The organism is Streptomyces gilvus, from assembly GCF_022513565.1.
In the GTDB taxonomy this organism is placed as follows: domain Bacteria; phylum Actinomycetota; class Actinomycetes; order Streptomycetales; family Streptomycetaceae; genus Streptomyces; species Streptomyces gilvus.
Genome location: NZ_JAKWBE010000011.1, coordinates 152,707 through 164,305, shown reverse-complemented (window position 1 = coordinate 164,305; position 11,599 = coordinate 152,707). Strand labels below are relative to the sequence as shown.

The 11,599-nt window shown below is 70.6% G+C and carries 13 protein-coding genes; 5 read left to right on the top strand and 8 right to left on the bottom strand.

Annotated features, from left to right (window positions below):
- Positions 1-194 precede the first annotated feature (194 nt).
- Positions 195-962, top strand: a complete 768-nt coding sequence (locus MKW14_RS19105; protein WP_240863772.1) for a LuxR C-terminal-related transcriptional regulator — start codon at positions 195-197, stop codon at positions 960-962.
- Here MKW14_RS19105 and tamR read toward each other — a convergent pair.
- Positions 921-1,418, bottom strand: a complete 498-nt coding sequence (gene tamR, locus MKW14_RS19100) for a MarR family transcriptional regulator TamR (protein ID WP_208781221.1) — start codon at positions 1,416-1,418, stop codon at positions 921-923. The genes MKW14_RS19105 and tamR overlap by 42 nt on opposite strands.
- An 80-nt stretch (positions 1,419-1,498) precedes the next feature.
- Here tamR and MKW14_RS19095 point away from each other — a divergent pair, with 80 nt between their 5' ends.
- From MKW14_RS19095 to MKW14_RS19085, 3 genes are read left to right on the top strand one after another with little or no spacing between them, the layout of a single operon-like run.
- Positions 1,499-2,320, top strand: a complete 822-nt coding sequence (locus MKW14_RS19095; RefSeq protein WP_240863770.1) for a trans-aconitate 2-methyltransferase — start codon at positions 1,499-1,501, stop codon at positions 2,318-2,320.
- Positions 2,320-2,700, top strand: coding sequence for a VOC family protein (locus MKW14_RS19090; protein WP_240863767.1), 381 nt, complete (start codon positions 2,320-2,322; stop codon positions 2,698-2,700). The genes MKW14_RS19095 and MKW14_RS19090 overlap by 1 nt, the downstream gene beginning before the upstream one ends.
- Before the next feature lie 53 nt (positions 2,701-2,753).
- Positions 2,754-2,927, top strand: coding sequence for a CsbD family protein (locus MKW14_RS19085; protein WP_240863766.1), 174 nt, complete (start codon positions 2,754-2,756; stop codon positions 2,925-2,927).
- Positions 2,928-2,947: 20 nt separating this feature from the next.
- Here the strand turns inward: MKW14_RS19085 and MKW14_RS19080 are convergent, their stop codons facing one another.
- A complete protein-coding gene (locus MKW14_RS19080; RefSeq protein WP_240863764.1) occupies positions 2,948-3,625 on the bottom strand; it encodes a TetR family transcriptional regulator in 678 nt (225 codons plus the stop codon).
- Complete coding sequence (locus tag MKW14_RS19075; protein ID WP_240863761.1) at positions 3,622-4,629, bottom strand: acyl-CoA desaturase; 1,008 nt, start codon at positions 4,627-4,629, stop codon at positions 3,622-3,624. The genes MKW14_RS19080 and MKW14_RS19075 overlap by 4 nt, the downstream gene beginning before the upstream one ends.
- Positions 4,630-4,939: 310 nt before the next feature.
- On the opposite strand from MKW14_RS19075, the gene ppc reads away from it, so the two are divergent.
- Positions 4,940-7,672, top strand: a complete 2,733-nt coding sequence (gene ppc, locus MKW14_RS19070) for a phosphoenolpyruvate carboxylase (protein ID WP_240863760.1) — start codon at positions 4,940-4,942, stop codon at positions 7,670-7,672.
- A 67-nt stretch (positions 7,673-7,739) separates the two neighbouring features.
- Here ppc and MKW14_RS19065 read toward each other — a convergent pair whose 3' ends face one another.
- From MKW14_RS19065 to MKW14_RS19045, 5 genes are all read right to left on the bottom strand, one after another.
- Positions 7,740-8,435: an LAVTG motif-containing sortase-dependent surface protein gene (locus MKW14_RS19065; RefSeq protein WP_240863758.1), complete on the bottom strand. Its 696-nt coding sequence runs from the start codon at positions 8,433-8,435 to the stop codon at positions 7,740-7,742.
- Between the two features lie 136 nt (positions 8,436-8,571).
- The gene (locus MKW14_RS19060; protein ID WP_240863756.1) at positions 8,572-9,069 is read right to left on the bottom strand and encodes a hypothetical protein; all 498 of its coding nucleotides are present in this window, start codon (positions 9,067-9,069) and stop codon (positions 8,572-8,574) included.
- A gap of 81 nt (positions 9,070-9,150) precedes the next feature.
- Positions 9,151-9,753, bottom strand: a complete 603-nt coding sequence (gene pth, locus MKW14_RS19055) for an aminoacyl-tRNA hydrolase (RefSeq protein WP_240863753.1) — start codon at positions 9,751-9,753, stop codon at positions 9,151-9,153.
- Between the two features lie 69 nt (positions 9,754-9,822).
- Positions 9,823-10,416 carry a 50S ribosomal protein L25/general stress protein Ctc gene (locus tag MKW14_RS19050; RefSeq protein ID WP_133045901.1) on the bottom strand — a complete coding sequence of 198 codons (594 nt, stop codon included), beginning with the start codon at positions 10,414-10,416 and terminating at the stop codon, positions 9,823-9,825.
- 190 nt (positions 10,417-10,606) lie between these two features.
- Positions 10,607-11,581 carry a ribose-phosphate diphosphokinase gene (locus MKW14_RS19045; RefSeq protein WP_208781210.1) on the bottom strand — a complete coding sequence of 325 codons (975 nt, stop codon included), beginning with the start codon at positions 11,579-11,581 and terminating at the stop codon, positions 10,607-10,609.
- Positions 11,582-11,599 lie beyond the last annotated feature (18 nt).

The window sequence follows — 11,599 nt, the reverse complement described above, 5'->3', positions numbered from 1 at the left end:
TGATGAACAGCACCGGTGGGGGCCGGTGCAGATCAGGGGGCGAGACAGTCGGGTTCGACGCCCGAAGCGGGGGTAGCAGTTCCGCACGGCGGCGGCCGCGGCGGGCCATCGCGCTTCGGGCGTCGTACCCGCGCCCGTACCGTCTCCCGACAAAGGGGCCCCTGCTCCTCACGGAGCTTGGGGAAGGGGGTTTCGTGGTTCGCATCCGAGTCCTGGTCGTCGACGACCATCGCATCTTCGCCGAGTCGCTCGCCGCAGCCCTGGCGGCCGAGCCCGACGTCGACGTCTCCGCCGCCGGCAGCGGTCCCGCCGCGCTGCGCAGCCTGGAGCGCGCGGCCGCCGAGGGCCGCCGCTACGACGTCCTGCTCGTCGACTCCGACCTGGGCGGCAACCTGCCCGGCGTGCGGCCCGCCGTGCCCGTCCACGACAACGACGAGGACGGACTGGTCGACGGCATCTCGCTGGTCGCCGGCGTGCGCACCGCGCAGCCCGGTGTACGGATCGTCGTGCTCGCCGAGAAGGACGATCCGCGCCGTGCCGCGCTCGCCCTGCAGGCCGGGGCCTCCGGCTGGGTGGCCAAGGACTGTTCGCTGTCGAGGCTGCTCAACGTCATCCGGGGCGTCCTGCGCGACGAGACGCATCTGCCGCCCGCCCTGCTCACCGGCGTCCTCAGGGAGCTGACGGCCGCCCGCAAGCACCGCACCGAGAGCGAGCGGCTGGTGGAGTCCCTCACCCCGAGGGAGCGCGAGGTGCTGCGCTGCATGGTCGCGGGCCTGGGCCGCAAGGCGGTCGCCGAGCGGCTGTTCCTCTCCCCGCACACCGTCCGCACCCATATGCAGAACGTCCTGGGCAAGCTCGGCGTACACAGCACCCTGGCCGCCGTCGCCCTCGCCCGCCGGGCCGGGGTCGGGCCCGTGGACCTAGCCGGGGATGTTGTCGAACGGGGCGGTCAGCTGGCGTAGCAGTCCCGCCAGTTCACCGCGCTGGGCGCGGGAGAGCTCGGCGAGGATCGCCCGCTCCTGGTCGAGCAGTCCGGCGAGGGCCTGGTCCGCGCGGTCCCGGCCCTCGTCCGTCAGGCGCACCAGCACTCCGCGCCGGTCGCTGGGGTCGGGCAGCCGCTCCACCAGGCCCTTCTTCGCGAGCCGGTCGATGCGGTTGGTCATGGTGCCCGAGGTGACCAGGGTCTGGGTCAGCAGCTGGCCGGGGGAGAGCTGGTAGGGGGCGCCCGCGCGCCGGAGCGCGGTCAGCACGTCGAACTCCCAGGGCTCCAGGGCGTGCTCGGCGAAGGCCAGCCGGCGGGCCCGGTCCAGGTGCCGGGCCAGTCTGCTCACCCGGCTGAGCACCTCGAGCGGTTCCACGTCGAGGTCCGGGCGCTCCCGACGCCACGCAGCGACCAGCCGATCGACCTCGTCCTCCATGGCGATCAGTGTAGTGGTTGTGTCGATGTGAAGTCTCTTGATGTGAAGTCTCTTGACATCAAGATAATCTGCCGGGGAAGATGGATGCCATGAGCACTCCCGCCTGGGATCCGGCCCAGTACCTCCGTCACGCCGGCCACCGCGCCCGCCCGTTCGTCGACCTCCTCGCCCGCGTCCCCGACCTGCCGAGCGCCACGCCCGCCGTCGCCGACCTCGGCTGCGGCCCCGGCAACGTCACCGCCGTGCTCGCCGACCGCTGGCCCACCGCGCACATCACCGGGTACGACAACTCGCCCGCCATGCTCGACCGCGCCCTCACCGAGCACGAGGGGCCCACGCCCGGCGGAGGGCGCCTGGACTTCTCGTACGCCGACGTCCGCACCTGGGCGCCCCCGCAGCCGTACGACCTGATCGTCAGCAACGCCACCCTGCAGTGGGTGCCCGGGCACCTCGAGCGGTTCGGTGACTGGATCGCGGGGCTCAGGCCCGGCGGCACCTTCGCCTTCCAGGTCCCCGGAAACTTCTCCGCCCCCAGCCACCAGCTGATGCGCGAACTCGCCCACTCCGCCCGCTTCAAGGACCGCCTCGCCGACGTCCTGCGCCACGACGACGCCGTCCTCTCCCCGCAGACCTACCTGGAGCAGCTGACCTCCCTCGGCTGCGAGGCCGACGTGTGGGAGACGACGTACGTCCATCTGCTCACCGGGGAGGACCCGGTCCTCGACTGGGTGAAGGGGACCGGGCTGCGGCCGGTGCTGACCGCCCTCGCCGACGACCCGGCGGCCCGGGACGCGTTCCTCGCCGAGTACCGGGCGGCCCTGCGGGAGGCGTATCCGGCGACCGCCCACGGCACGCCGTTCCCCTTCCGCCGTATCTTCGCCGTAGCCCGCAAGGAGGCCTGATGCTCACCGCCCTCGACCACGTCCAGCTCGCCGCCCCGGCCGGCAGCGAGGACCTGCTGCGCGCCTACTACGTCGACGTCCTCGGCATGACCGAGGTCCCCAAGCCGCCCGTGCTCGCGGCGCGGGGAGGGTGCTGGTTCCGGGCCGGAGCCGTGCAGCTGCACCTGGGAATAGAGGAGAACTTCAGACCGGCGAGGAAGGCGCATCCGGGGCTGCGGGTCACGGACATCGAGGCGTACGCCGCCCGGCTCGAGGCGGGCGGGGCGCTAGTCGTGTGGGACGGGGAACTGCCGGGACACCGGCGCTTCTACTCCGAGGACCCCGTGGGCAACCGGCTGGAGTTCCTGGAGCCCGTCGACGGCGTTTGTGCCGCCCCCTGAGGGTTACCCGCCGTGTCGACAGTGGAGTCCCGTAATCACTGGGAGTGAGTCTGATGGCAGGCGAGCAGAAGGCCAAGGGCAAGAAGGAACAGGCCAAGGGCAAGGCCAAGGAGACGGTCGGCCGCGCCGTCGGCAACGAGAGCATGGAGGCCGAGGGCCGGCTGCAGCAGTCCAAGGGCGACGCCCGCCAGGCCAAGGAGAAGGCCAAGGACACCTTCAAGCACTGAGCCTTCGAGCACCGGGGCGCTCAAGCCTTGCGGTGCCCTATGAGCCGCGGTTTCTGCTCCAGCCCGTCCAGCCCGTGCCACGCCAGGTTCACCAGGTGGGCCGCGACCTCCGCCTTCTTCGGACGGCGTACGTCCAGCCACCACTGACCGGTCAGCGCCACCATGCCGACCAGGGCCTGCGCGTACAGGGGGGCGAGCTTGGGGTCGAAGCCGCGGCTCTTGAACTCCCGGCCCAGGATGTCCTCGACCTGCGTGGCGATGTCCGAGATCAAGGACGCGAAGGTGCCCGTCGACTGGGGGATGGGGGAGTCACGGACCAGGATGCGGAAGCCGTCCGTGTACTCCTCGATGTAGTCGAGGAGCGCGAAGGCGGCCTGCTCGCACAGCTCACGCGGATGGCCGGCCGTCAGCGAACCGGTGACCATGTCCAGCAGCCGCCGCATCTCGCGGTCCACCACCACCGCGTACAGGCCCTCCTTGCCGCCGAAGTGCTCGTACACCACCGGCTTGGACACCCCGGCCTTCGCCGCGATCTCCTCCACCGAGGTGCCCTCGAAGCCCTTCGCGGCGAAGAGGGTGCGGCCGATCTCCAGCAGCTGCTGACGGCGCTCGGCGCCGGTCATCCGGGTGCGCCGCGCGCGCCGGGGTTTGTCGTTGCTCTCGGTGCTGCTGGAGTCGGTCGCCACGGCGTCAATCATGCCGCCTCGGCGGTCTCCTTCCGGCGCCCTGAGCCCTCTTCCCCGGTCTTCCGGCGCGAATCGATACGCGAGCGTGACGGCCAGCGCACGTCGTACGCCCAGCCGAACGCCTCGAACCAGCGGATGAGACGGGCCGAGGAGTCCACCTGCCAGCGCTCCACCCCGTGCCGCGCCGAGGTCGGGTCGGCGTGGTGCAGGTTGTGCCAGGACTCGCCGCAGGAGAGCACGGCCAGCCACCACACGTTGCCCGAGCGGTCCCGCGACTTGAAGGGCCGCTTGCCGACCGCGTGGCAGATCGAGTTGATCGACCAGGTCACGTGGTGCAGCAGAGCCACCCGGACGAGGGACCCCCAGAAGAAGCCGGTGAACGCGCCCCACCACGACATCGTGACCAGACCGCCGATCACGGCGGGCAGGGCCAGCGACAGGATCGTCCAGTAGACGAACTGCCGGGAGACCGCGCGGATCGCCGGATCCTTGATCAGATCCGGCGCGTACTTGTCCTGCGGTGTCTGCTCCTCGTCGAACATCCACCCGATGTGCGCCCACCACAGCCCCTTCATCAGGGCCGGGAGCGTCTCGCCGAAACGCCACGGAGAGTGCGGGTCGCCCTCCGCGTCCGAGAACTTGTGATGCTTGCGGTGGTCCGCCACCCACCGCACGATCGGGCCCTCGACGGCCATCGAACCGGCGATCGCCAGCGCGATCCGCAGCGGCCGCCTGGCCTTGAAGGAGCCGTGGGTGAAGTAGCGGTGGAAACCGATCGTGATGCCGTGACAGCCCAGGTAGTAGAAGAAGACCAGCAGCCCGAGGTCGAGCCAGCTCACGCCCCACCCCCAGGCCAGCGGAACCGCGGCTACGAGCGCCAGGAACGGGACGACGATGAAGAGCAGCAGCGCGATCTGCTCGATTCCGCGCTTCTTCTCGCCGCCCAGGGTGGCCGAGGCGAGTGGGGTGTCGTTCGCCTTCGGGGCGTCGTCGATCACATCGGAAGTTGTGGTCATGGGCGTCCCCTGTGGGGTTCGAGGGTTGAGACAGATACCGGACGGCTACCGCAACCGTGCCGGGGTACCGTTACAACGGTCCCTACGGTTCCGTAACCTACGGCATCGTAAGTATGGCAGTGCGCTGCCCGGCGGCAAGAGCCCGACAGTCTGCGCGTCCGCATGGACACCTATCCTTGGAGTCGGTCGGACAGCGCGGTCCGCTCTGATTCCTTCCCGGATGCAAGGGCCGTATGCGGCGCCCGCCGCGCGGCCCTCGCCGCCGGGTTCCCCTCCCGGACGAGCTTCAACACTGCAAGGAGCCGCACCTGTGAGCAGTGCCGACGACCTGAACCCGACGACCAGCAGCGAGCTGCGTGCCGACATCCGCCGGCTGGGCGACCTCCTGGGCGAGACCCTCGTCCGCCAGGAGGGCCCCGAGCTGCTGGAACTCGTCGAGAAGGTACGCCGCCTCACCCGCGAGGACGGAGAGGCCGCCGCCGAGCTGCTGCGCGGCACCGACCTTACGACCGCCGCCCAGCTGGTGCGCGCCTTCTCCACCTACTTCCACCTGGCCAACGTCACCGAACAGGTGCACCGCGGCCGCGAGCTGCGCGCCCGGCGCGCCGCCGAGGGCGGACTGCTCGCCCGCACCGCCGACCGGCTCAAGGACGCCGACCCCGAGCACCTGCGCCAGACGGTCGCCAACCTCAACGTCCGCCCGGTCTTCACCGCGCACCCGACGGAGGCCGCGCGCCGCTCGGTCCTCAACAAGCTCCGGCGCGTCGCCGCGCTCCTGGAGACCCCGGTCATCGAGTCGGACCGCCGCCGCTACGACACCCGTCTGGCCGAGAACATCGACCTCGTCTGGCAGACGGACGAACTGCGCGTCGTGCGCCCCGAGCCCGCCGACGAGGCCCGCAACGCCATCTACTACCTCGACGAGCTGCACGCCGGCGCCGTCGGCGACGTCCTGGAGGACCTCACCGCCGAACTGGAGCGCGTCGGCGTCCGCCTCCCCGACGACACCCGCCCGCTGACCTTCGGCACCTGGATCGGCGGCGACCGCGACGGCAACCCGAACGTCACCCCCCAGGTCACCTGGGACGTCCTCATCCTCCAGCACGAGCACGGCATCAACGACGCCCTGGAGATGATCGACGAGCTCAGAGGCTTCCTGTCCAACTCCATCCGCTACGCCGGCGCCACCGACGAACTGCTGCAGTCCCTCCAGGCCGACCTGGACCTCCTCCCGGAGATCAGCCCCCGCTACAAGCGGCTCAACGCCGAGGAGCCCTACCGCCTCAAGGCCACCTGCATCCGGCAGAAGCTGGAGAACACCAAGCAGCGCCTCGCCAAGGGCACCCCGCACGAGGAGGGCCGCGACTACCTCGGCACCTCCCAGCTGCTCGCCGACCTCACCCTCATCCAGACCTCCCTGCGCGAACACCGCGGCGGCCTGTTCGCCGACGGCCGCATGGACCGTACGATCCGCACGCTCGCCGCCTTCGGCCTGCAGCTGGCCACCATGGACGTACGCGAGCACGCCGACGCCCACCACCACGCGCTCGGCCAGCTCTTCGACCGGCTCGGCGAGGAGTCCTGGCGCTACGCCGACATGCCCCGCGAGTACCGCGCCAAGCTCCTCGCCAAGGAACTGCGCTCCCGCCGCCCCCTCGCGCCCACCCCGGCGCCCGTCGACGCGGCCGGTGCCAAGACCCTCGGCGTGTTCGAGACGATCAAGCGGGCCCTCGCCGTCTTCGGGCCCGAGGTCATCGAGTCGTACATCATCTCCATGTGCCAGGGCGCCGACGACGTCTTCGCCGCCGCCGTCCTCGCCCGCGAGGCCGGCCTGATCGACCTGCACGCCGGCTGGGCGAAGATCGGCATCGTGCCGCTCCTGGAGACCACCGACGAGCTCAAGGCCGCCGACACCATCCTGGAGGACATGCTCGCCGACCCGTCCTACCGGCGCCTGGTCGCGCTCAGGGGCGACGTCCAGGAGGTCATGCTCGGCTACTCCGACTCCTCCAAGTTCGGCGGCATCACCACCTCCCAGTGGGAGATCCACCGCGCCCAGCGCCGGCTGCGCGACGTCGCCCACCGCTACGGCGTACGCCTGCGGCTCTTCCACGGCCGCGGCGGCACCGTCGGCCGGGGCGGCGGCCCCTCGCACGACGCGATCCTCGCCCAGCCCTGGGGCACCCTGGAGGGCGAGATCAAGGTGACCGAACAGGGCGAGGTCATCTCCGACAAGTACCTCATCCCGTCCCTGGCCAGGGAGAACCTGGAACTGACGGTCGCGGCCACCCTGCAGGCCTCCGCCCTGCACACCGCCCCCCGCCAGTCCGGGGAGGCGCTGGCCCGTTGGGACGCGGCGATGGACGTGGTGTCGGACGCCGCGCACTCCGCGTACCGCAGGCTCGTCGAGGACCCGGACCTGCCGACGTACTTCCTCGCGTCGACGCCGGTGGACCAGCTCGCCGACCTGCACCTGGGCTCACGGCCCTCCCGCCGCCCCGGCTCCGGCGTCTCCCTCGACGGACTGCGCGCCATCCCGTGGGTCTTCGGCTGGACCCAGTCCCGGCAGATCGTCCCCGGCTGGTTCGGCGTCGGCTCCGGCCTGAAGGCGCTGCGCGAGGCGGGCCTCGACACCGTGCTCGACGAGATGCACGAACAGTGGCACTTCTTCCGCAACTTCATCTCCAACGTCGAGATGACGCTCGCCAAGACCGACCTGCGGATCGCCGCCCACTACGTCGACACCCTCGTCCCCGACGAGCTCAAGCACGTCTTCGACACCATCAAGGCCGAGCACGAACTCACCGTCGCCGAGATCCTGCGCGTCACCGGCGAGAACGAACTCCTCGACGCCACCCCGGCGCTGAAGCAGACCTTCGCCATCCGCGACGCCTACCTGGACCCCATCTCCTACCTCCAGGTGACCCTGCTCAAGCGCCAGCGCGACGCGGCCGCCGCGGGCCAGGACCCCGACCCGCTGCTCTCCCGCGCCCTGCTCCTCACCGTCAACGGCGTGGCGGCCGGCCTGCGCAACACCGGCTGACCTCCCACGCACACGAGGGTGCCCCCGAGTCGCCGACTCGGGGGCACCGCCTTCGTGGGGTGGTACGTCAGGCCCGGCGCCGCCGGACCACCAGGTAACCGCCGCCCGCCACCAGCGCCGCCGCGGCACCGGAGAGCAGGCCGACCGGGACGCCGTTGCCCGTCTCGGCGAGGCCGCCCGAGTCGCTGCCGCCCTGCGCGGAGGGCGAGGAGGACGCGGAGACGGACCCGGCCTCGGAGGAGGACGCGCTCGGCGCGGCGGAAGCACCGGCCGACGGGGACGCGGAGGCGGACGCGGATGACGACGGGGCCGGGGCCGAGGTCGAGCCGCCCGTGCCCTGGCCCGCGCAGTCCGTCCAGAACACCTTGTGCTTCGCGGCACCCTTCTCTCCGTCGAAGTTCCAGAACAGCTTGTAGTGGCCGTCGGGCAGCGACAGGTCCTCCGTACGGCCGTGACCCCGGGCGTCCAGGGTGATGGCGCCGGTCTTCACCGTGGCGCCCTTGGAGGCCGCGGTCGGGGCCCAGGCCTCGATGTGCCAGTCCACCTTCTGGAGGCCGTCGAAGCCGAAGGCGTCCAGGTAGAAGGTGCAGACCTGCGGCTCGTTGCGCCTGAGCTCCTCTCCGGTCCTGGCGTCGTGGATCTTCACGGTGCCGTTGTCGCCGGGGCCTGCGGCGACAGGGGCGGCGTGGGCGGCGACCGGGGCGGCGAACAGCGCGGCCGCTGCGACGGCGGAGAGCGCGCCGGCGCGGGTGAGGGTACGCATGGGGCGAGTCCATCTTCGAGTTACGGACGGGAAGATGTGGAGGGGGCGGCTCAGCATCCAGCCCCGACTGACTCAAGGTCAATCACGAACAGACAACGCTCAGGTCCTCCACAGACGTGGAGAGCGGCGAGAGATGTCAAACCGTCACGAACGCCGCGGTCAGCAGCGCGATCCCCGACACCGCCAGCAGCCACGCCGCCCGCGTCCGCCGCAGCCCGCCGGCCACGACCACCGACGCCAGCAACAGCGCCCCGCCCAGCGGGACCCACGCGTACAGCACCCCGCCCGGCCCCGACCGCACCACCTCGTCGCTCCCCGGCAGCACGACGACCGCGTAACTCCGGCCCTTCCTCACCGCGACCGACCTGTCGATCACCACCTGCCGCCGGGCCGCCCCCTGCACGGCCGGCGTGTACGGACCGGTGCAGGTGTCCGCACCGCACGTCGTCACCGTGACCGTGCCGTGCTCCCGCCCCTTGGTCAGCATCACGTACGGGGCGGTCCGCCACGAGGCCCACACCCCGGCGACCAGGATCAGCACGGCGACCGTGCCCATCGTCGCCAGCCGCCCGAACCGCAGGGCGGTGACGGAGGCCTGACGGGTGGCGCTGGCTGCGGGCATGGCGGGGATCATTGGCCATACCCCGACGGTCAGTCAAACCCGCGGGGGGACATGTCAGGAGTTGTACGGCTCCATGCCCAGAAGCCGCGCGGCTCAGGAGTTGTACGCGCTCTGCGCCCGCTCCAGCCCCTCCACCACCAGACACTCCACCGCGTCCGCCGCCCGGTCCACGAAGTAGTCCAGCTCCTTGCGCTCCGCCGAGGAGAAGTCCTTCAGCACGAAGTCCGCGACCTGCATCCGCCCCGGCGGCCGGCCGATCCCGAACCGCACCCGGTGATAGTCCGCGCCGAACGCCTTCGTCATCGACTTCAGCCCGTTGTGCCCGTTGTCCCCGCCGCCCAGCTTCAGCCGCAGCGTCCCGTAGTCGATGTCCAGTTCGTCGTGCACCGCCACGATGCCCGCGACCGGCACCTTGTAGAAGTCCTTCAGGGCGTTCACCGGCCCACCCGAGAGGTTCATGTACGACATCGGCTTGGCGAGGATCACCCGCCGGTTCGCCGGACCCACCGGACCGATCCGCCCCTCCACGACCTGCGCCTGGGCCTTCCCGGCCCGCTTGAACCTCCCCCCGATCCGCTCGGCCAGCAGATCGGCCACCATGAAGCCCACGTTGTGCCGGTTCATGGCGTACTCGGGCCCGGGGTTCCCGAGGCCCACGATCAGCCAGGGGCCATTGGCGTCGGTCGTCACGTCCATGTCTCCTCGATACACGCCAGCCGCTGCCCCCTGAGGGAACAGCGGCTGACAGAAAAGTGAGCGTCAGGCTCAGGCCTCGGCGACGGCCTCGTCGCCCTCGGACTCCTCGCCCGCCGACTCCTCCGCCTGCGCGGCCAGGACCTGCAGCACGACCGCGTCCTCCTCGACGGCCAGCGTGGTGCCGTTCGGCAGCGTGATGTCCTTGGCGAGGATGGAGGCACCGGCCTCCAGGCCCTCGATCGAGACGCTGACGGACTCGGGGATGTGGGTGGCCTCGGCCTCGACCGGCAGCGCGTTCAGCACGTGCTCCAGCAGGTAGGCGCCCGGGGCCAGCTCGCCCTCGGTGTGGACGGGGACCTCGACCGTGACCTTCTCGCCGCGCTTGACCAGCAGCAGGTCGACGTGCTCCAGGAAGCCCTTGATCGCGTCGCGCTGCACGGCCTTCGGGATCGCCAGCTCGGTGCGGCCCTCGATGTCCAGAGAGATCAGGACGTTCGGCGTACGCAGCGCCAGCAGCAGGTCGTGGCCCGGAAGCGTCAGGTGCAGCGGGTCCACGCCGTGGCCGTACAGCACACCGGGAACCTTGCTGTCACGACGGATACGACGGGCGGCACCCTTGCCGAACTCGGTGCGCGTCTGGGCGACGAGCTTCACCTCGGACATGATCACTCCTCGTAGAGGTAGAAACGGACGGGGTCACCCGGCCACGAACGGCCTGCTACGAAGAGCGCGTCGATAACGGACAGCCGAGCCCCGAAAGAAACGGGAACGGCCTCCCTCGCCGAGCAACTGGGGCAGTCTACTCGGCGAGGGAGGCCGCGGAAAAATCGATCACTCCCGGAGGGAGACGGGCCTACTGCTCGTCGAACAGGCTCGTCACCGAACCGTCCTCGAACACCTCACGCACCGCGCTCGCGATCGTCGGCGCGATCGACAGCACCGTGATCTTGTCCAGCTCCAGCTCGCTCGGCGTCGGCAGCGTGTTCGTGAACACGAACTCGCTCACCTTGGAGTTCTTCAGCCGGTCCGCCGCCGGACCCGACAGCACACCGTGCGTCGCCGTCACGATGACGTCCTCCGCGCCGTGCGCGAACAACGCGTCCGCCGCGGCACAGATCGTCCCACCGGTGTCGATCATGTCGTCCACCAGCACGCACACGCGGCCCTCGACCTCACCGACCACCTCGTGCACGGTGACCTGGTTCGCCACGTCCTTGTCCCGGCGCTTGTGCACGATCGCCAGCGGCGCGCCCAGCCGGTCGCACCAACGGTCCGCCACCCGCACCCGGCCCGCGTCCGGGGACACCACCGTCAGCTTGTCCTTGTCGACCTTCGTCCCCACGTAGTCCGCCAGCAGCGGAAGCGCGAAGAGATGGTCCACCGGACCGTCGAAGAAGCCCTGGATCTGGTCCGTGTGCAGATCGACCGTCAGGATCCGGTCCGCACCCGCCGTCTTCATCAGGTCCGCGACCAGCCGCGCCGAGATCGGCTCACGGCCACGGTGCTTCTTGTCCTGACGCGCATAGCCGTAGAACGGCACGATCACCGTGATCGACCGCGCCGAAGCCCGCTTCAACGCGTCGATCATGATCAGCTGCTCCATGATCCACTTGTTGATCGGAGCCGTGTGGCTCTGGATCAGGAAGCAGTCCGCACCACGTGCCGACTCCTGGTAACGGACGTAGATCTCGCCATTGGCGAAGTCGAAGGCCTTCGTCGGGACGACCCCGACACCCAGCTGCTGGGCGACCTCCTCGGCAAGCTCGGGGTGGGCGCGGCCGGAGAAGAACATCATCTTCTTCTCGCCGGTCGTCTTGATCCCGGTCACAGCACTGTCTCCTCAGAG